This is a genomic window from Clostridium sp. 10cd* (assembly GCF_044336395.1).
Classification (GTDB): Bacteria; Bacillota_I; Bacilli_A; order Erysipelotrichales; family Erysipelotrichaceae; genus Clostridium_AQ; species Clostridium_AQ innocuum.
Genome location: NZ_CP172347.1, coordinates 2,999,311 through 3,018,394, shown reverse-complemented (window position 1 = coordinate 3,018,394; position 19,084 = coordinate 2,999,311). Strand labels below are relative to the sequence as shown.

General features: G+C 46.2%; 19 protein-coding genes, 1 pseudogene and 1 riboswitch. Of the genes and pseudogenes, 16 read left to right on the top strand and 4 right to left on the bottom strand.

Going from position 1 to position 19,084, the window contains the following annotated elements; all coding sequences use genetic code 11:
• Position 1: 1 nt before the first annotated feature.
• The 4 genes from ACG3M1_RS14950 to ACG3M1_RS14935 are packed head-to-tail and all read left to right on the top strand — an operon-like array spanning position 2 to position 4,939.
• Positions 2–1,069, top strand: coding sequence for a D-alanine--D-alanine ligase family protein (locus ACG3M1_RS14950; RefSeq protein WP_008817642.1), 1,068 nt, complete (start codon positions 2–4; stop codon positions 1,067–1,069).
• A 14-nt stretch (positions 1,070–1,083) separates the two neighbouring features.
• Positions 1,084–2,232 carry an alanine racemase gene (gene alr / locus ACG3M1_RS14945; RefSeq protein ID WP_021420451.1) on the top strand — a complete coding sequence of 383 codons (1,149 nt, stop codon included), beginning with the start codon at positions 1,084–1,086 and terminating at the stop codon, positions 2,230–2,232.
• Between the two features lie 38 nt (positions 2,233–2,270).
• Entirely contained in the window at positions 2,271–3,317 is a 1,047-nt protein-coding gene (locus tag ACG3M1_RS14940; RefSeq protein ID WP_008817640.1) for an acyltransferase family protein, read from the top strand.
• Positions 3,318–3,331: 14 nt separating this feature from the next.
• On the top strand, positions 3,332–4,939 hold the full coding sequence (locus ACG3M1_RS14935) for an NAD(P)/FAD-dependent oxidoreductase (RefSeq protein WP_008817639.1): 1,608 nt from the start codon (positions 3,332–3,334) through the stop codon (positions 4,937–4,939).
• A gap of 105 nt (positions 4,940–5,044) precedes the next feature.
• Here the strand turns inward: ACG3M1_RS14935 and ACG3M1_RS14930 are convergent, their stop codons facing one another.
• The 4 genes from ACG3M1_RS14930 to ACG3M1_RS14915 all read right to left on the bottom strand — a co-directional run bounded on the left by ACG3M1_RS14930 (position 5,045) and on the right by ACG3M1_RS14915 (position 6,529).
• On the bottom strand, positions 5,045–5,557 hold the full coding sequence (locus ACG3M1_RS14930; protein WP_008817638.1) for a PD-(D/E)XK nuclease domain-containing protein: 513 nt from the start codon (positions 5,555–5,557) through the stop codon (positions 5,045–5,047).
• A 53-nt stretch (positions 5,558–5,610) separates the two neighbouring features.
• Positions 5,611–5,766, bottom strand: coding sequence for a hypothetical protein (locus ACG3M1_RS14925; protein WP_227761449.1), 156 nt, complete (start codon positions 5,764–5,766; stop codon positions 5,611–5,613).
• Between the two features lie 164 nt (positions 5,767–5,930).
• On the bottom strand, positions 5,931–6,329 hold the full coding sequence (locus ACG3M1_RS14920; RefSeq protein ID WP_395814291.1) for an AAA family ATPase: 399 nt from the start codon (positions 6,327–6,329) through the stop codon (positions 5,931–5,933).
• Between the two features lie 20 nt (positions 6,330–6,349).
• Positions 6,350–6,529 carry a hypothetical protein gene (locus tag ACG3M1_RS14915; protein ID WP_008817636.1) on the bottom strand — a complete coding sequence of 60 codons (180 nt, stop codon included), beginning with the start codon at positions 6,527–6,529 and terminating at the stop codon, positions 6,350–6,352.
• Positions 6,530–6,775: 246 nt separating this feature from the next.
• Here ACG3M1_RS14915 and ACG3M1_RS14910 point away from each other — a divergent pair, with 246 nt between their 5' ends.
• The 12 genes and pseudogenes from ACG3M1_RS14910 (at position 6,776) to ACG3M1_RS14855 (ending at position 18,951) form a co-directional block, all read left to right on the top strand.
• Positions 6,776–8,086 (top strand): immunoglobulin-like domain-containing protein, encoded by a 1,311-nt coding sequence (locus tag ACG3M1_RS14910; RefSeq protein ID WP_002610099.1) that lies wholly within the window; start codon positions 6,776–6,778, stop codon positions 8,084–8,086.
• Between the two features lie 90 nt (positions 8,087–8,176).
• Positions 8,177–8,644, top strand: coding sequence for a VanZ family protein (locus ACG3M1_RS14905; RefSeq protein ID WP_008817635.1), 468 nt, complete (start codon positions 8,177–8,179; stop codon positions 8,642–8,644).
• 57 nt (positions 8,645–8,701) lie between these two features.
• A riboswitch (Lysine riboswitch) is annotated at positions 8,702–8,867 on the top strand.
• A 119-nt stretch (positions 8,868–8,986) separates the two neighbouring features.
• Positions 8,987–9,823, top strand: coding sequence for a transporter substrate-binding domain-containing protein (locus ACG3M1_RS14900; protein WP_002610103.1), 837 nt, complete (start codon positions 8,987–8,989; stop codon positions 9,821–9,823).
• A gap of 22 nt (positions 9,824–9,845) precedes the next feature.
• Positions 9,846–10,628: an amino acid ABC transporter permease gene (locus ACG3M1_RS14895; RefSeq protein ID WP_055201103.1), complete on the top strand. Its 783-nt coding sequence runs from the start codon at positions 9,846–9,848 to the stop codon at positions 10,626–10,628.
• Positions 10,621–11,367, top strand: coding sequence for an amino acid ABC transporter ATP-binding protein (locus ACG3M1_RS14890; RefSeq protein WP_002610107.1), 747 nt, complete (start codon positions 10,621–10,623; stop codon positions 11,365–11,367). Before ACG3M1_RS14895 ends, ACG3M1_RS14890 begins: the two co-directional genes overlap by 8 nt.
• A gap of 421 nt (positions 11,368–11,788) precedes the next feature.
• Positions 11,789–12,090 (top strand): annotated as a pseudogene (locus ACG3M1_RS22845) (hypothetical protein); the annotation flags it as partial.
• Between the two features lie 265 nt (positions 12,091–12,355).
• On the top strand, positions 12,356–13,192 hold the full coding sequence (locus ACG3M1_RS14880) for an inositol monophosphatase family protein (RefSeq protein ID WP_242408133.1): 837 nt from the start codon (positions 12,356–12,358) through the stop codon (positions 13,190–13,192).
• Positions 13,193–13,251: 59 nt separating this feature from the next.
• Complete coding sequence (locus tag ACG3M1_RS14875) at positions 13,252–13,758, top strand: hypothetical protein (RefSeq protein WP_055201104.1); 507 nt, start codon at positions 13,252–13,254, stop codon at positions 13,756–13,758.
• 102 nt (positions 13,759–13,860) lie between these two features.
• Complete coding sequence (locus ACG3M1_RS14870; protein WP_008817631.1) at positions 13,861–14,913, top strand: glycosyltransferase family 4 protein; 1,053 nt, start codon at positions 13,861–13,863, stop codon at positions 14,911–14,913.
• Positions 14,914–14,958: 45 nt separating this feature from the next.
• Positions 14,959–16,032 carry a lysylphosphatidylglycerol synthase transmembrane domain-containing protein gene (locus ACG3M1_RS14865; protein ID WP_008817630.1) on the top strand — a complete coding sequence of 358 codons (1,074 nt, stop codon included), beginning with the start codon at positions 14,959–14,961 and terminating at the stop codon, positions 16,030–16,032.
• Positions 16,029–18,008 (top strand): glycosyltransferase, encoded by a 1,980-nt coding sequence (locus ACG3M1_RS14860; RefSeq protein ID WP_008817629.1) that lies wholly within the window; start codon positions 16,029–16,031, stop codon positions 18,006–18,008. The genes ACG3M1_RS14865 and ACG3M1_RS14860 overlap by 4 nt, the downstream gene beginning before the upstream one ends.
• Positions 17,998–18,951, top strand: a complete 954-nt coding sequence (locus ACG3M1_RS14855; protein WP_008817628.1) for a 3'-5' exoribonuclease YhaM family protein — start codon at positions 17,998–18,000, stop codon at positions 18,949–18,951. Before ACG3M1_RS14860 ends, ACG3M1_RS14855 begins: the two co-directional genes overlap by 11 nt.
• Positions 18,952–19,084: the final 133 nt, after the last annotated feature.

Sequence of the window (19,084 nt, the reverse complement as noted above, 5' to 3'; positions counted from 1 at the left end):
TATGGAAAAGATAAAATTAGCGATTATATTCGGAGGAAAGTCAAGTGAATACCCGGTATCCCTGCATTCTGCGGGAAGTCTGATTCACAAAATCAATAAAGAGCACTATGAGCTTATTTTCATCGGAATCAGCAAGGATGGGAAATGGTATGCATATGATGGTGATGTGGATGGTATCGAGCATGATACCTGGCTGTGTGAGGAGCACTGTACACCGTGTGTATTGTCCAGCAGTGAAGGCTGCAGGGGCTTTTTGAAGCTGCATGCGGATGGAACCTTTACACGCATTGAGGTGGATTGCATCTTCCCGATTCTGCATGGAAAAAACGGAGAGGACGGAACGATTCAGGGCTTGTTTGAGCTGAGTGGCATCCCATACGTCGGCTGCGGGCACATGAGCAGTGCGATCTGTATGGATAAGGAAATGGCACATATCGTCATGGAGCATGCCGGTATATCATGTGCGCCGTTTGTATGCGTATATGAGGCGGATGATTTGGATTATCGCAAAGTATACGAGCATGCGAAGGAAACGCTGGGACTTCCGATTTTCATCAAGCCGGCCAATGCCGGAAGCAGCTTTGGAATTCACAGGATGGAGTCCTTTGACGGCTTTGAGGAAGCGATGAAGGATGCCTTCTATCATGACGGCAAGGGCAAGGTTATTTTGGAAACAACCATTGAGGGCTTTGAAATCGGAGTAGCTGTGATGGGAAACAAGGAGCTTTTTGCGGGCAGTGTGGATGAAATCGAAACAGCTGCGCCTTTCTTCGATTATGAGGGGAAATATGAGATGGTGGATTCCCATATCTACTGTCCGGCACGAATCAGTCCGAAGCTGTTTGAGGAAGCAAGAGAAATCGCAAAAAAGGCATATCGTGCCATGAACTGCAAGGGAATGACCCGTGTTGATATGTTTGTGACACCGGAGGATACCATCATATTGAATGAAGTCAATACCATTCCGGGCTTTACCGACACCTCCCGTTATCCGACTATGATGAAGGAGGCCGGTATTCCGTTTCCGGAACTGATTGACAAGCTTGTTGCACTGGCAATGGAAGAATGAAGAAGGTGGAAAATGTGCTGAAGAGCAATACGCGTTCCTGGCTGGAAATTGATCTGAACAGGATCTCACATAACATAAAGGAAGTACAGAAGCTGATTCCCTCTACAAGCAAGATTATGGCAATCGTCAAAGCGAACGGCTATGGGCACGGCGATGTGGAATGCTCCCGAATGATGGAACAGCAGGGGATTGACTTTTTTGGAGTAAGCAGTGTTGACGAAGGCGTTCGACTGCGTGAAAACGGCATCCAAAGTCCGATTCTGGTGCTGGGGTATACGCCGCCTGTTCATTTTCATTATCTGAATGAGGCTTCCCTGATCCAGACGCTGGTATCAAAGGAGTATGCAGAAAAGCTGAACGCATATGCTAAAGAGCAGAATGTTGTTGTCAAAGCACATGCCAAGGTGGATACCGGTATGTCCAGAATCGGTATTATTGCACAGGATCATGCATATCATATCGAGGATATCAAAGCGCTGTACCGTCTGGAGTATCTGGATGTCTGCGGTATTTTCTCCCACTTCAGTGTCAGTGACTGTCTGGATGAGGAAAATTGTGCCTTCACCAATCACCAGATTGCGTTGTTTGAACGTGTTCTGGCGGATTTGCGTGCAGAAGGGATTGACCCCGGTACAACGCATCTGCAGAACAGCTATGGAATTTTAAATTATCCGAACCTGCATTATGATTATGTACGTCCGGGTCTATTATGGATGGGAGTTACCAGCGATGATGCACTGGCAATTCGCACGGCACCGCAGTTTCAGCCCATCATGGAATGGAAGGCAAATGTTTCCCTGGTAAAGGATATCCAGCCCGGTGTTACGGTCAGCTACGGCCGTCATTTCAAGGCGGAAGTCTGTACGAGGGTGGCAACACTGGCTGTCGGATATGCGGATGGCTTTCCGCGCAGTGTATCCAATCAGGGAGCCTGTGTGCTGCTGCATGGCAGGCGTGTTCCCATTATCGGCAATATCTGTATGGATCAGATGATGGTGGATATCACCGGACTTGATGGTGTGAGTGAAGGCGATGTCGCTACTCTGATCGGGTGTGACGGTGATGAGGTTCTTTCCGTTGATGAGCTCAGCAGACTTGCACATACCATAAACAATGAAACACTCTGCTGGATTTCACAGCGGGTACCGAGAATATACAAATAGCCACAGCAGGTGTGGCTATTTTTCAAGAGAAGGGATGGATGATTAACGTGGAACGAAAAACTTACTACGCGCTGGATGTTGCAAAATTCATAAGTGCATTTCTGGTGGTCTGCATTCACACCGGGCCGCTGCTGGATGTGGATGCCACCGGCAACTTTATCCTTGTACAGATTCTGGCCAGACTGGCGGTACCGTTCTTCTTTGTGGCGAGCGGCTTTCTGTTTTTCCGTAAGCTGGATTTCAAACGCGAATACAATGATTACGAAAACAAAGCACAGCTGAAGCACTATCTGTGGAGGCTCTGTAAAATCTATATCATCTGGACCATTCTGTATCTGCCCTTTACCTATCTGCTGTTGAAGGGGCAGGATGGTATTACCGTAAACAGTGTGCTGCTGTACGTTCGTGATTTCTTTTTTACCGGAAGCTTTTACCACCTCTGGTTTCTGCCTGCGCTGCTGGTTGCAGTGCCTGTTGTTTACATCTGCCTGTTTAAGCTGGGTCTTGGCAAAACGATTCTTTTTGGATTTCTCCTGTATCTGATCGGCATGGCTGGTAATGTTTACGGTGGTTATCTGATGCAGATTCCTGGGATACAAAGCGTATATCAGGCATATCTGCAGGTATTTTCCACAACACGCAACGGCCTGTTCTTCGGCGTGATGTTTATCGCTATGGGGGCCCTGTTTGCACAGCGGACACTGTACCTGAAAAACTGGCAGGTACTGCTGGGATTCCTGCTCAGCGCCGGACTGCTGTTTGCGGAATGCTTCGCACTGAAAGATAACGGCTTCATGCATGAATTGACAAGTATGTATGCCATGCTGCTGCCATGTATGTTCTTTCTGTTTCTGGGATTGCTTCGTATTCATCTGCCGCAAAGCAAGGTATACAAGACACTGCGTGTTTTATCACTGCTGATTTATGTCATGCATATTATGTTTGTTAATCTGCTGCTTCGGGTATGGCCGCTGATGAATTCTCTGGCTGTTTACGGACTTGTTATGCTGCTGACGCTCATTATGTCCTGCATTATAATTATATGTTCCAGAAAAGTTAAGTTTTTAAAGCATCTTTATGCCTGAATAGGAGGAATATCATGCTGCGTATACAACAAATCAAGCTGACACTTTCAGAATCACTGGATCAGCTGCCGGATAAAATTATAAACAAACTCCATATCTCCAGTGAAGACCTGCTATCATGGAGAATCTATCGGGAGAGTCTGGATGCTCGCAGGGCGAAGGATGTGCATTTTACATATTGCATTGATTGCAGAGTAAAGCATGAGGAGCAGGTGCTTAGAAAGCACTTTAAGGATGTCAGTCGCGTGCAGGAGTACCATTATGCATATCCGAAAAAGGGTGTCATCGGCTTAACGCATCGTCCCGTAGTTGTCGGCTTTGGTCCTGCCGGTATGTTTGCGGCGCTGCTGCTGGCACAGATGGGCTACTATCCGCTTGTTATTGAACGCGGACAGTGTGTGGAGGATCGAGTCAGGAGTGTAGAGGATTTCTGGCAAAACGGTAAGCTGGACCCGCAGAGCAATGTGCAGTTTGGTGAGGGGGGAGCCGGTACGTTTTCCGATGGAAAGCTGACTACCCGCTCCAAGGATCTGCGTGTACATAAGGTTCTGGAGGAGCTTGTCCGCTTTGGTGCGCCACAGGATATACTGTATACGGCACATCCGCATATCGGAACAGATCTGCTGCGTGACATTGTGAAGCGCCTGCGCGAGGAAATCATAGCGCTGGGTGGAGAGGTGCGCTTTTCAAGCTGCCTGCAGGATTTGATAATTGAACAGGGGGAACTGCGCGGGATTGTTGTCAACGATGAGGAAATACCGGTGGATCAGTTAATTTTATCCATTGGACACAGCGCCCGGGATACCTACCGGCTGCTGCATGCGCGCGGTGTGACCATGCAACCCAAGGCGTTTGCAATCGGTGCCAGAATTGAGCATCCACAGACGCTGATCAACGAAGCGCAGTATAAGACGCTTTGCGGACATCCGCGGCTTTCTGCGGCAGAATACAGATTAACACATACCGCATCCAACGGCCGTGGCGTCTATACCTTCTGCATGTGTCCGGGGGGAAGCGTCGTTCCATCCACTTCCATGGAAGGCGGTGTGGTCGTCAATGGAATGAGTGAACATGCCCGTGACCGGGAAAATGCCAACAGTGCGCTGCTTGTACAGATACGTCCGGAGGATTATGGGGAGCATGCACTGGATGGAATCGCCTATCAGGAGGCATTGGAAAAGAAAGCGTTTGTACTTGGCGGTGGAGCATATCGTGCACCTGCACAGCGGGTTGAAGATTTTCTGAAGCATCGTGCAAGCACAGCGATGGGCAGTGTTCAGCCAAGCTATGCACTGGGTGTAACTCCCTGTGATCTGCATGAGGTGCTTCCTGCTTATGTGACAAGCGCAATGGAAGAGGCAATCACTGCTATGGATCATAAACTGAAGGGCTTTGCGATGGGAGATGCTGTTTTGACCGGAGTGGAGACAAGAAGCAGCTCCCCCGTTCGCCTGGAACGAGGGAAAGAGGATTTGCAGAGTCTATCCGTTTCCGGACTGTATCCCTGCGGAGAAGGAGCGGGATATGCCGGTGGAATCGTTTCAGCGGCAATTGACGGTATCCGATGTGCAGAGCAGATTATTGCAATGTTTCATTATACAAATGAAGCTGCTTGTGATTGAATTTGTAGACATAAGTATGAAGGAAGTATTCTCATGATAGAGATTCATGATATAAGTAAAAAACGCAGTCTGCTCTCAGACTGCGTTTTTACGTGTTATTACAGATTATTTCTCTGTGTATAATTCCACCTGTTTGCCGCGATGGGCAAGCCTGATTCGTATCACATGATGCAAGCCATGATCATATTGCTTAGCAAGGATCTGTTCATATCCCTGCATGGCCAGTTTCTTAAGATTTACAGAATCATCCTTTGTATACTTCAATTCAAAAAGAAAGGATGGTTTGTCCTGCTTTCTGCTTTCTAAACAGATATCAAATCTGCCCTGCCCCTTTTCACGATTGCTGATGATCTTATAGCTGTTTTCTAAAGGCATAAGCATACCTAAAAGTAACGTACGCACTGCGGGCCAATGGGCCTGATAGGAGTTTTTATTCACAAGGTCATAATAGCTGGCAGTATCCTCCAATATGGCTTGATAGCGTAAGGCGAACTTCTCCAGATTTCCTTGTAACAGATCCTCCAGCAGCATAGTTACACTGCTTTCGTCTGTATGAAAATAATAGGCTGTCAGTGATTGGAATTCTCTTTTTATTTCCTTGTTTGGTATTCTTAACACATATCTGCCTTCTAACGCATCCAGCGTAGTTTTTGTTGTCAGGTAACCGGCGTTCAGGCACTGCCTGCCTGAGGCGCAAACAATCCCCAAAGGCTGCTGGTATTTTTGATTTCGTAGAACGAAGCTTCATAATTAACCAAAGCTGTGACTGTCCCACGTTCGATCAGCTCTTCATATCCTTCTTTGAAGGTTTTATCACACTCACGCATAGCAGCTTTTATCATTTTATTTGAACTGGTATTCACCCAGAAAGGAATTAACTGCTTTCTATCCAGGTAATTTATAACTGACCATGGATTAGGCTCTGCCCACTAGCAGTGTAGATGTCGATGCCTCCCATATTGTACCCGTCACGCCATGGGCGGGCAGGCGCCTATTCGTCTATGAACAGCATTACCTGTTTTCCGTAATATTGATGGCATTTTGTCATCAGAAAGCTGATAGCATTTACAACTGCCTGTAAAGAGCCATCCTGTAAATGGGACATACCATCCATAACTAAATCAAATCCGGGCTTTTCAAACCGATCGATATGTTCAAGTACCTGCTCATTTTTTTTATATTCCTTTAACAGTTGGAGCTTCATCTGCATGACGATATTATCCTTATCACCCTTTGCATCTGCGAAGGATAGAAAAATAGTCGGATATGAATTGATATCCCTTGTATATTCTGTTTGCATAATGGCAGTGTCTTTGAAAATGTTCCGTGAATCCTTTGTGACATCAAAAAATTCTGCCAGCACGCCATGGGAGGGCAGGCGCCTACTCATATTGATTGTTTTTCCCGCTACTAGCGTGCCTCTTGTCGGATACCAAAGGTATGGCAATATTTCGGTGAAAGCGCCTTGGCCGTGTGATTAAGGTGACTTCGCTGCCCCGATCCATAAATCATCAGACTCTTATCCACGACATAATAGTTCTCTTCCTTCAGCTTGCGGTAATCCTTCAACCCAATGGGGATTTTCTTCATGCTCATCACCTGCCATATGTTTTATTATTTCATGGTTATTTACAGAATACAGTATGCGGAGCGGATATTTTTCATCAGCTACAGGATGTAGTTTTAGATGCTTTCCTATATTGCATGTGTGTTTCCTTACAAATGTATGGGACTGGATTTGTCAAAGAAACAGCTGCTATAAGTATTGTTATCCAATACCTGTATACGGCATAAATCACGGCTGCATATCATATCGTTAGTGTAGAGGTGATGCATGTGAGCAGACGCTGCAAGAATATTATATATGGAATTATGGGATTGATTGGGGTCATGGTGGCGGCCCTGCTGATAAAGCTGCTGTTTTTCAGCGGACTGTTTACGCCGCTATTGGCATTAAACGGTGCAAAGACGATGGAGATGGAAGTGAATACCAGCTTTCAGGATCCGGGGGCCCGGGCAAGGTTTCGTTTCTCCGATTACAGTGATGAGGTAAAGGTAGAGGGGAATCTGAATACGAAGAAGCTGGGGACCTATACGCTGACCTATACCTTTGATAAATATCAGAAAACAGTGGAGCGCAAGGTCAATGTCATTGATACGACACCGCCGAAGATCAATTTGAAGGGCGGCTCGTCTATCCGAGTGTTTGAAAATGGAAGCTTTCAGGAGCCGGGCTATCAGGCGAGTGATAATTATGACGGGGATGTAAGCAAAAGCGTGGAACGAAAAGGCAGTGTAAATATGAAAAAACAGGGTACGTATACGCTGACCTATACGGCAAAGGATGCCAGCGGCAATACCACAAGTGTAAAGCGCAGTGTTCAGGTATGTGCTGATCCAACGAATACAAAGCTGTATTATGATCATGACAGCTATGACAACACCATGGAGGAATGGTGGTTTAATAAAAGCAAGGATCATCAGCGGACAACAGGTGCCAAGGATGAAAAGCTGTTAAAGAAATACGATTCCTATTATCAGGGACCGAAAGAAAAAGTAATTTATCTGACCTTTGATGAGGGCGGCAATGATATCACCTATATCAAGCAGATTGCGGAGGTCCTGAAAAAGAATGATGTGCAGGCAACCTATTTTTTGACCAGAAATTATATCAAAACAGAAGCAGATTTCATCCGGCAGCTTGTTCAGGATGGCAATGTAATCGGAAATCACAGCTGGCATCATTACGATATGACAACACTGGCGAATGCCTCCAGCATCGATAAATTTGTTGCAGAGATTACGGAGACAGAAAAAACGTATATGGAGGTTACCGGGCAGCCGATGAAAAAGGTTTTCCGTTTTCCGAAGGGCGGCAGCAGTGAGCGTGCGATGAAGCTGGTAAAGGACCTTGGCTACAGCAATTATTTCTGGAGTCATGCCTATTACGATTATGCGAGTGATGTTTCGGGGAGTGAGGCATTGAAGACGATGATGGAGCATTACCATGAGGGGGCGATTTATCTGCTGCATCCGAGCAATAAGGGGAATTATGAAGCGATGGATACCTTTATCAAAAATATGAAGGATCTTGGCTATGACTTTAAAACCGTGGATACCATACCATCGGATGCTCAGGAGAAATGATACGACTCTATCCATAAACATGATGCTGAGGTAAAAATATACTGGTATTTTTACCGATCTTATTCTATAATGATGCACAGGGTGATATGCATGAAAAAGAAACACTGCTATGCCATCCTGTGCATTATCTGGATGCTTGTAATTTTCTGGTTCTCCGCACAGGTTGCGGATGATTCTCAGGAAATGAGCGATTTCTTTGTGCACCTTCTGGATGCTGTATTCTCTCTGGATATCATGAGGAATGAAATCATTCGGGATATGACAAGCTTTCTGGTACGCAAGGCGGCACATATGAGTGAATATGCGGTACTGGCCATTTTATTTGGTCTTACGATACGGGAATACAAAAAGGAGCCATGGCTGCTTCTGGCACTGGCGGCTACGGCTGCCTATGCGGCAACGGATGAATTTCATCAGCTGTTTGTCCCTGGCAGAAGCGGACAGCTCAAGGATGTTTTGATTGATACGGCAGGTGGTGCCCTCGGGCTGGTTCTGCTTGCTCTTATTCTATATCTGAAGCGCAGACGGAAAATGAAAGAAACTGAAAAACTTTCATGAAATATTCAGGGGCCATTGACAAATGTCGGGATTTAAGCTAAAGTATATAAGACAGAAAAATCGTATAGAGGCAGCGATGCGTCAGAGTAAAAGCTGGAGTCGGCAGACCGGGATAGCTTTGAAAGGTAATCATCGCCGAAGAGGCTGCATTGGCGGATGCACTTCTGGGGTCATGGGAAATACTCATGGCACTCCTTCGTTAAGAAGAGGAGCTATTAACAACTCTGCTTTATGTGTGAGAGTCGTGTAATAGCACGGCTTTTTTGTTATTCCATGGTATTTCACCGATGGTGTATACACAGGCGGTATATGTGAAAAGAAAAAAAGAAAGAGGGACTATTTATGAAGAAAAAATTAGTAACGGCAGCTTTTGCCATGACACTGCTTTTGACTGGATGCGGCAGCAGTGATGACGACAAGAATGTTTCAAAGAATACAGGAAAGGAAACCTTTACGGTTGGTATGGAGTGCAATTATGCGCCGTTTAACTGGCAGACGAAGGAACAGACGAAAACGAGTGTTTCCATTGGCGGTGCCGGCTTCTGTGACGGTTATGATGTACGTGTTGCACGTCAGATTGCAAAGGATCTCGATCGTGAGATCGTCATCAAAAAGGTATCCTGGGACGGCCTGCAGCCGGCTTTGGAATCCGGTGAAATCGATGCGATTATTGCCGGTATGACAAAGGATGAAACACGTGAAAACGGAATTGACTTCACATCCCCGTACTATGAATCCGAAATGGTTATGATTGTACGCAAGGGGGACAAGGCTGCGAAATTCAATGATATCCAGCAGTTCAAGGGTAAGACCATCATCGGACAGAAGAGCACGAACTATGATACGATTATCGATCAGATCAAGGGTGTAAAGCATGCGACACCAAAGGCAACGTATCCGGAAATGATCCTCTCCCTGCAGAACAAGGAAGTGGATGGCATTACAGCAGAGCTTCCGGTTGCCGAGGGGGCCGTGGAAGCGAATAAGGATTTAACGATCGTTCACTTTGCGAAGGGCAAGGGCTTTGATATTGACACGTCCGTATCTGTCGGTCTGAAAGAGGGAAGCCGTGATTCCGAGCTGTTCAATGCTGTACAGAAATCACTGGATGGAATTTCCAAGGAAACAAGAGATCAGTGGATGAAGGAAGCAAGAGAGAGTCAGCCGAAAACAGAATAACAAAACAGAATAGGAGATTACCATGATGATAGTAGCATCCGCAAAACCGGATGGGATGTTTGCCCAGGCCTGGTGGATTTTTCAGGACAACATTCCGCTGTTCTGGTATGGGATTAAGATAACACTGCTTCTGGCGGTGTGCGGTACACTGATCGGATTACTGATCGGTTTGCTGTTGGGAGGTATCCGTGCTGTGCGTATAGAAGAGCGCGATGCACCGGTATCCCGCATAATTAAAAAGATACTGCACGGCTTTGTCGGTCTGTATGTATGGATTTTTCGTGGAACACCGATGATGGTACAGGCGCTGATCATCTATCACGGTCTTCGTCCGGTACTGAACTGGTCACCGGTAACTGCCGGTATTACGATTATTTCCATCAATACAGGGGCATATATGGCAGAAATCATCCGTGCCGGTATCCAGTCGATTGACAAGGGACAGAATGAGGCAGCCCGCAGTCTGGGGATGACCTCCACACAGACGATGATGAGCATTATCTTACCTCAGGCGATTCGTAATTCCTTCCCTTCGATCGGAAATGAATTTATTGTCAATATCAAGGACAGCTCCATGCTGAATGTCATCGGTGTGATTGAACTGTATTTCCAGTCCAGCTCCGTTGCAGGAAGTCTGATGCTGTATGTACCGACCTTTATCGTAGCGGCTATTCTGTATCTAATGCTGACGACACTGGCAACCCAGCTTCTCTCCTTTGTTGAGGGGCGCATGAATATGCCGAGATCATCCGGGCCGTCTTCTCAGAGCGTACCGGTAGAAAGGGTGAGTGAAGTATATGAATAGCATCATAGAAATCAAGCATCTGAAAAAGCATTTTGGTTCGCTGGAGGTTTTGAATGACATTGATTTTCATTGTGACAAGGGTGAGGTTATTACCATTATCGGCTCCAGTGGAAGCGGCAAGTCCACGCTGCTTCGCTGCATCAATCTGCTGGAAACTCCGGATGCCGGAGAAATCCTGTATCATGACAAGGATATTCTGAAGGGTGAAATCAATATCAATGAACATCGAACGCATGTTGGTATGGTGTTTCAGTCCTTCAATCTGTTTAATAATAAAAGTGTGCTGGAAAACTGTATGCTCGGACAGATCAAGGTATTGAAGCGAAGCAAGGCGGATGCGAAGGAAAAGGCGATGCTGTTCCTGAAAAAGGTTGGTATGGAGTCCTTTGCGAATGCGAGTGCCATGCAGCTGTCCGGCGGACAGAAGCAGCGTGTAGCCATCGCCCGTGCCCTGTGCATGGAGCCGGAGGTTCTGCTGTTTGATGAGCCGACGAGTGCACTGGACCCTGAAATGGTTGGCGATGTTCTGGATGTGATGAAGGATCTGGCCAGAGAAGGTCTGACGATGATCGTCGTGACCCATGAGATGCAGTTTGCTCATGATATCAGCTCCCGTGTCGTATTTATGGACAAGGGTGTGATTGCAGAGGAGGGTACTCCACAGCAGCTGTTTGAGCATCCAAGGCAGGAGCGTACCAAAGAATTCTTAAAGCGTTACCGTATCAGCAGTCAGTCCTAGCGGCTGGCTTTTTTTATCTTATGATAAAGGACACTCTTTATCATATGTCTGCGGTTTTCAAAATCCTGTGCACCTAATGAAAAAGAATCGTCTGCTCTTTTCAAGTATGTATATTTTATTTTCTTATGTTTGGTAGGTTTTGTGCTACACTGTAGATACAAAAAAGGAGAGGCTGGTATATGAATAACTATATAAATACTACAACCCATTCACATGGTATCCATCCGCAAAGGCTCCGGCCTTTCAGTAGATCAACCGCTTGCTAGAAGCGTTTTTTCTTATGCTTTCGTTCATTCTTTACAATGATTAAGTAGCTTACAGCTGAACACCGCTTGTCTGCGGTAAGGACTGCCTTGTGTTTGTTGCATCCGTTCCTGCGTATGAAACGAAGCAGCAGGTGTACCTCTATATGCTATTATAGATTTTGTCTATAAAAAATTCCGCAGTAGAGGATAAAAAGGAACAATTACAAAGGACGTATGGTATACTGATGGAGAAGGAGATAGATCAGGAGGTTATGGATATGTGTAACTTTCGTGATTTCATAGAACAAAGAGGTATTGAACAGAGCTTATTACAGGGAAAAGCTGAAGGCAAGGTAGAAGGGAAAGTGGAAGCAACATTTCTACATGTAAAAAACTGGTGCAGAGAATCAATGTCAGTGCAATGGACGCTATGAATATACTGGATGTTGAAGATGATATTCGACCTGCGATTCTGTAGTCCCTACATCTATCCTGAAAAGCTATAACAAGCATAATCAAAGGGGCTGTGCAGTCTCAGCTCTTTTCTGTATGTAATTCATAACAGACAGAAGTCTCCCACCTCTGCGATGATAAGCAGATGATGGGACGAATTGTAAATCAATCATTCGCGAGGACTTGTTTTTTACGATAAGCGATAGTATACTGAACTGCATACAGAATCATGAAAATATAGCTTTGAACGCTGAATTATAAGATGATAAGTCATGGAGAAGGGAGAAAAAATGAACTATCAAAAATTGTATGAATGCCTGTTTTGTGCTGTACGAACTGCCGGCATTGTTGCGAACATGATGCAGGCAACCATTGTCAATGAGGGCAAACAGGTGGAAGTGGTGGAGGATGAGGATGAACGCCATCTGCGTATGCGGGAAGCCAAAACCAGAGCCGATGAAATTGTTCAGGAAATTCTGTTGCAGTCTCTGTTACCGGAATATCAGGCTGTACTGAGTCTGGATGTGGAGGAGGATACGGTAAGCCGCACCTGTTTTTTGAAACAGGACTATGATTATACGCTTGTACTGGATCCGATCGATGGAACTCTGGACTATTTGCACCAGAAGGATACCTGGTCGATCTGCAGTGCCATTCTTCATGAGCAGGATGTCCGTCTGGCTATTGTCTATTTTCCAAAGCGTGATATCATGTACACGTATGTGGAAGGGGTTGGCTGCCGGGTATATCATCGGCTGAAGCAGTGTACGGCGGCTGATGGCGAAGTGCTGTCTGTACAATGCGACAATACACCCTCTGTCGTATACAAAAACAGCCGTCTGTCACAGGATATCGTACAGCAGCTTTGGGAGCGCGGATTTCAGGTCGTTGATGACAGTGAACAGGAGCTGGGCTGTCCCGATGCCATTCTTGTCTGTATGAGAGGGGAAGCACTTGCTTATTTCTCCGATACCCGCAATATTCGCGATATTCTGCTCGGGGCAATCCTATCCAAGCTGGAAAATGGACACGCCTATGACTATGCTGGCAATGCAGCACGCTGGGCTTCCCATGGACGACAAAAGGAAATCGTCTTCAGTATTTTTGAAAAAAATCAAATATTTTAATAAAATTTAGGAATTCGGTACTTTTCATTCGTATATAAGAATATATAGGAGGTAAACGGATGAAGGAGACTGAATTTTTTTATGAGCCCTGTGTCGATGAAGCACAGACAATTCGCAATATGAAACGCCAGCTTTTGTTTTTGAAGCAGTATACGGCCTCGCTGCGTCTGCACAGCGTGCTGTATGGAGAGGATTGTGTACAGCTGCAGGTGGAGGATGAACTAAGTGATTATCTGAACTATACCCGCAGCATTGTCCAGACATCGAGAAACAGCGGATATGTACATAGGGATCCCGTGCTGGACGCGATGGAGCGTCAGCGAAGAGCAAGGGAAAAGGTGATGGAGCAGGACCAGCGGGCCTATGTTCTCTTACAGGGAATTCTACAGCTGGAGGAGCAGGAAAAGGAGCTGCTGCTGGATGTATACGTGCGAGGCCTGAAACGGGAGCTGGTATTGCGCCATCAGGGAGACATTGTGGAAAGCACGCTGAATCGAAGGCTTCGCCGTGCCTGTCTGCACCTTGCTGCTCTGCTGCATCTGCAGGTTTTAAAGGAATGCTCTTAGTTACAAACTTGTAATACTTGCATTATGAGTTTCAACGTCTACAGGTTTATGGTATAATAATTTAAGGTGGTTATGAAAACCATGTGAACAGGAAGCGGAGGAATGGATTTGGATAAGAAAATCGTAATCAATATGCTGTCCAGTGCCGACAAGGTGGAAGGACAGGGTGTGGGGAGTGCCTATCTGGAGCAGGTAAATCTGGTTAAGGAAGGTGCGAGTGATCTGTTTACCGTTGAAATCAACAGCGGAAAGAAGGCTGATATCATTCATTCTCATACCATTGATCCGCAGAATTATCTGAAGATGAAGAATAATAAAAATGCCAATGTATGCTATGTGCATTTTCTACCGGATACGCTGAATGGGAGTATCCAGTTACCCAAGGCACTGTTTTCGGTGTTTAAAAAATATGTGATCAGCTTCTATAAAACAGCGGATTATCTGATCGTTGTAAATCCGATTTTTATGAAGGAGCTGGAGAAATATGGAATTGCCCGGGAGAAGATGATCTATATTCCGAATTATGTATCCAAGGAGCAGTTTCATGTGAAGCCGGTGGAGCAGCGCAATGCCATCCGTGAGCAGTATGGGATCAAAGCGGATGATTTTGTTGTCATCGGTGTCGGACAGGTACAGACACGAAAGGGCGTTCTGGACTTTGTTGACGTTGCGAAAAAGCTGCCGGATGTGCGCTTTGTCTGGTGCGGAGGCTTTTCGTTTGGAAAAATTACAGACGGCTATGAGGAGCTGAAGAAGGTTGTGGAGAATCCGCCGGCAAACGTACAGTTTCCAGGCATTATCCCGAGAAGTGATATGAATGATATTTACAATATGGCGGATGTGCTGTTTATGCCATCCTATAATGAGCTGTTTCCAATGGCGATACTGGAGGCGGTCAATTTGCACAGACCAATGGTTCTGCGCTCTTTGGAGCTGTATGAGGATATCTTATTTAAGAAATATCAGATGGCCGATGATAATGACAGCTTTGCCGAATTGATTCGAAGGCTGCATGAGGATCCGGCCTATTATGCGCGCTGTGCAGCTGACAGTGCCTATATCAGCGAATATTATTCCAAGGAGAATGTGCTCAGCATCTGGAAGGAATTTTATACGCGTGTATATGAGGAGCTGCAGGAACGCAAACGGGGGTAGAGAAGCGCAGCGTTCGCGCTTTGGCAGGAAGGCAGTTGAGGGTTCATGAAAAGTTCATTACGGAGTTATATCTTAAATTTTGTAGTCATCATCGGACTGACCGCTGTTTCTCTGTGGTTTGCACTGAAGGATAACTATCACGAAATCATGCATCTCATCAGCAGTATCTCCTGGTACTGGCTGCTTATCATTTTCCTTTGGGGAATGATCTATGTCATGATTTTAGGGCAGATCATCATGATTTTTGCCCGGCGTTACAAAAAGGACTACACGTACCGGCAGGGGCTGAGCAATGCGCTTGTCGGAACGTTTTTCAGCGGGATTACACCAAGTGCCACGGGCGGACAGTTCGGTCAGGCGTACGTATTTAAAAAGCAGGGAATCAAATACAGTGACGGAGCGAGTATTCTGTGGGCGGATTTTATCGTTTATCAGACGACGATGATGGTCTATGTCACGATTCTGTTTCTTTTGCGCTATACGCATTACATGACGATTATTGGGCCGGCGTTTCTGGGGATTCTGATCGGCTATATCGTAAATGTATGTGTCATCAGTATCCTGTGGACGATGGCGCTGTTTCCACGTGTCTATGTAAAACTGAGCGGGCATGCCGTGACGCTGCTGGCGAAGCTGCATATCGTGAAAAACAAGGAAAAGACACTTGCCGCCTGGACCATTCAGGTTGAAGGCTTTACCAAAGAAATCAAGGAAATGAAGCACGAAAAGAAAATCATATGCAAAACCGTGCTGTGGAATGTGATTCGTATGACGGTTCAGTTTTCCCTGCCGTTTTTCATCGCCTATGCGCTGAACCTGAATCTGGGGCTGGATAAGTTCGTGGATTGTCTGGCGCTGGCCAGCTTCGTGCTGATGACAAATGCATTTATTCCGATACCTGGGGCAAGTGGCGGTACCGAGCTGGTATTCGTACAGCTGTTCAAATATCTGGTCGGCGGACTCAAGGCCAGCGGTATTATGATCCTGTGGAGATTTTCCACGTATCACATTGTAATTCTGGTAGGGGCATTTGTGTTTCTGCATTTGAAACGAACCTACGATGATGAAAAATATGGAAGACGGAAGAAACCGAAAGACATCAGGGAGGTGGATTCATGAGAATCGGGCTTTTTACCGATACGTATACACCGGATATCAACGGTGTGGTTTCCAGCATTGTAACCCTGCAAAGGGAGCTGGAGAAAAACGGACATGACGTTTATGTCATCACCAATCACAAGGCAATGACGATGAAAAAGGAAGGCAATGTACTGCGGCTTCCCGGACTCGAGCTGAAATGGCTGTACGGCTATAAGCTGTCTACACCCTATCATTTCAGTGCCCGTGATGAAATCAGGAAAATGCAGCTGGATTTGATTCATGTGCATACGGAGTTCGGTGTGGGCATGTTTGGCCGTATCGTTGCAAAATATCTGAATATCCCAGTTGTGACAACCTATCATACAATGTATGAGGATTATACGCATTATGTAAACCGTTTTGAAATCGACGAGGTGGATAAGGTGACGAAGAAGGTGGTCTCCACCTTTTCCCGTTCGATATCCGACAGTGCGCAGGCAGTGATTTCACCAAGTGAAAAAACGAAGGAAACGCTGTTGAAGTACGGGGTGAAGACACCGATCTATGTCATACCGACCGGACTGAATTTTGAGAAATTTCATCCGGATAATATCGATCCTGCCCGGGTGCAGGAAATCCGCAGACAATACGGTATTCAGGAGGATGAACGCCTGATCGTGTTTGTCGGCCGGATTGCACAGGAAAAAAGCATTGAGATTCCCATCGAGGGCTTTCGCTATGTAAGTGATACGAAAATCAAGCTGATGATTGTCGGGGGAGGACCGCAGCTGGAGGAGCTGCAGAAGCTGGTGCAGCGCCATCATCTGGAGCGGCAGGTGATTTTTACAGACAAAAAGCTACCGGAGGAAATACCGGCCTATTATGCGTGTGCGGACTGCTTTGTATCTGCATCCCTGACGGAAACGCAGGGGATGACCTATATTGAAGCACTGGCGTGCGGATTACCGGTCTTCGCCCGCTATGATGATGTGTTAAAGGATCTCGTCATCGAGGAGGACAGCGGCTTTCTGTTTGAAACACCGCAGGAATTTGCAGAGAAGCTGACGGACTTCATGCACCGGAGTGCCGAGGAGCGAAAGGCCTTTTCCCGGCGTGCGCTGAGCAAAATCGTCAAATACGATTCCAGAGTGTTTTATTCCAAGGTGCTCAGTGTATATTATCAGGCAATCAATGACTTTGAGGATGCCTACGAGGTTATCAAAATCAAAACGCTGGATGATTATGTGCGCATCTATGTGCAGAACGACAAGGAGGATCAGCCGCAGAAGCTTCTGATAGATCTGGATGATTACTTCACCTATAAAATCCGTCTGCATACAATGCTTGACCGCTACACCGTTGCGCATTTTCAGCGGAAGGAAATTGTGCTGGAGGCCTATCGCGGAGCGATCCGCAAGCTTCGCATGCGCGACTATACCCGCAAGGAAATGGGCACCTGGCTGCATCGGCAGCCGGGCTTATCCGTTGAGGATGTGGAGGGCTTGTTAAGTGAGCTGGAGGAAAAGGGTTATATCAATGATAACCTGTATATGCAGCAGAAAATCGAAAAGATGCAGTTTTCTCTGAGCGGCAAGGGGAATATACGGCGGACCCTGATCAATAAAGGAATATCTGCGGAGGATGTCGATGAGGCATTGTCCGGTCTGGATGATGAGGAGGAGCGTCTGCGTGCCTTGAAAATGGCAGAAAAGCTGATGGCAACCATTAAGGATAAATCCAGAAAAATGAAAAAGCAGACCATCGTACAAAAGCTGGTATCGCTTGGCTTTGACAGTGATATCGCCAGAAGTACCTCGGAGCGCTTGAATTTTGAAGAAGAGGATGACAGTGAAGCGCTGAACAAGACGATTGCCAAGGCAATCCGTACATACAGCCGCAAGCTGAGCGGGCAGCCGCTGAAAAACAAGGTTCTGGTATACTGCATGCAGAAGGGCTTTCTGCATGAGGATATCATGAACCATCTAAATGAAATGGAGTGGCGTGATGAGCAATAAAATTAAAGATTTATACGACGGATACAAGGGAGAGCTGACAGCGCTGATTATCAGTATGAACCGCGGTGTAACAGCAAAGGGAGCACCGTACCTGTCCTTTGTGTTTCAGGATAAAAGCGGCAGCATTGATGCGAAATACTGGAATGTAAGCGAGGAGCTGCTGCATAAATTTCAACCCGGTATGCTGGTGGAAATGAGCGGGGATGTGCTGTGTCATCAAAAGCAGCTGCAGTTTCGTGTGCAGCAGATGAAGGAGCTGGAGGAAGCTGCGGATATTTCCGATTATGTAAAGGAAGGACCGTATTCCCAGCAGGCATTGCATGAAACCATCCAGCTTTATATCGATGAAATTGAAAATACGGTCATGAAGCAGCTGGTATGCGGAATATTGAAGGATCATGAAAAGGATTTCTTTGAATATCCTGCGGCGACACGAAATCACCATGATTTCTATGCCGGACTCGCAACGCATGTACTGGGGATGCTGCAGCTGGCAGAGCAGCTGTGTCATCTGTACCCGATGCTGGACAGAGATCTGCTGTACAGCGGTGTCATCCTGCACGATGTAGGAAAGACTGTGGAGCTGAGTGGTGCCATTGTCAGTGAATACACCACACAGGGAAAGCTGCTGGGACATATTTCCATTATGCAGGCTGAGGTACTGGCCAAAGCAGAGCAGCTGGGGCTGGAGGATTGTGAGGAAGCCATGCTGCTTCGCCATATGATTTTATCCCATCATGGGGTGTATGAATACGGTTCCCCTGTGCTGCCGATGATACCGGAGGCAGAAATGCTGCATATGATCGATAACATTGATGCACGCATGAATACGCTGCACAAGGCATTGGAGCCGGTACAGGCCGGAGAGTTCACACAACGAGTATTTGCATTGGAAAATCGTTCGTTTTATAAAAGCAGATACAAAAATTCAGACGGTAAATAGACGCAAAAGCGCTTATTTACCGCTTTTTTTCGGCACTTTTCCAGTTTGTGGATAAATTTTTCATGTTTCTTGTGAAATAGTTAATCTTTTTATTTTTAGAAACTTTCGATATACTAACCATGCAAGCTGATAA

What these genes read in the sequence shown, in the direction of transcription:
- ACG3M1_RS14950 (WP_008817642.1), top strand. Translation starts at nt 2, where the DNA reads ATGGAAAAGATAAAATTAGCGATTATATTCGGAGGAAAGTCAAGTGAA.
- ACG3M1_RS14940 (WP_008817640.1), top strand. Translation starts at nt 2,271, where the DNA reads ATGATTAACGTGGAACGAAAAACTTACTACGCGCTGGATGTTGCAAAA.
- ACG3M1_RS14935 (WP_008817639.1), top strand. Translation starts at nt 3,332, where the DNA reads ATGCTGCGTATACAACAAATCAAGCTGACACTTTCAGAATCACTGGAT.
- ACG3M1_RS14925 (WP_227761449.1), bottom strand. Translation starts at nt 5,766, where the DNA reads ATGCGTGAGTGTGATAAAACCTTCAAAGAAGGATATGAAGAGCTGATC.
- ACG3M1_RS14920 (WP_395814291.1), bottom strand. Translation starts at nt 6,329, where the DNA reads ATGAGTAGGCGCCTGCCCTCCCATGGCGTGCTGGCAGAATTTTTTGAT.
- ACG3M1_RS14915 (WP_008817636.1), bottom strand. Translation starts at nt 6,529, where the DNA reads ATGAAGAAAATCCCCATTGGGTTGAAGGATTACCGCAAGCTGAAGGAA.
- ACG3M1_RS14905 (WP_008817635.1), top strand. Translation starts at nt 8,177, where the DNA reads ATGAAAAAGAAACACTGCTATGCCATCCTGTGCATTATCTGGATGCTT.
- ACG3M1_RS14900 (WP_002610103.1), top strand. Translation starts at nt 8,987, where the DNA reads ATGAAGAAAAAATTAGTAACGGCAGCTTTTGCCATGACACTGCTTTTG.
- ACG3M1_RS14895 (WP_055201103.1), top strand. Translation starts at nt 9,846, where the DNA reads ATGATGATAGTAGCATCCGCAAAACCGGATGGGATGTTTGCCCAGGCC.
- ACG3M1_RS14890 (WP_002610107.1), top strand. Translation starts at nt 10,621, where the DNA reads ATGAATAGCATCATAGAAATCAAGCATCTGAAAAAGCATTTTGGTTCG.
- ACG3M1_RS14880 (WP_242408133.1), top strand. Translation starts at nt 12,356, where the DNA reads ATGAACTATCAAAAATTGTATGAATGCCTGTTTTGTGCTGTACGAACT.
- ACG3M1_RS14875 (WP_055201104.1), top strand. Translation starts at nt 13,252, where the DNA reads ATGAAGGAGACTGAATTTTTTTATGAGCCCTGTGTCGATGAAGCACAG.
- ACG3M1_RS14870 (WP_008817631.1), top strand. Translation starts at nt 13,861, where the DNA reads ATGGATTTGGATAAGAAAATCGTAATCAATATGCTGTCCAGTGCCGAC.
- ACG3M1_RS14865 (WP_008817630.1), top strand. Translation starts at nt 14,959, where the DNA reads ATGAAAAGTTCATTACGGAGTTATATCTTAAATTTTGTAGTCATCATC.
- ACG3M1_RS14860 (WP_008817629.1), top strand. Translation starts at nt 16,029, where the DNA reads ATGAGAATCGGGCTTTTTACCGATACGTATACACCGGATATCAACGGT.
- ACG3M1_RS14855 (WP_008817628.1), top strand. Translation starts at nt 17,998, where the DNA reads ATGAGCAATAAAATTAAAGATTTATACGACGGATACAAGGGAGAGCTG.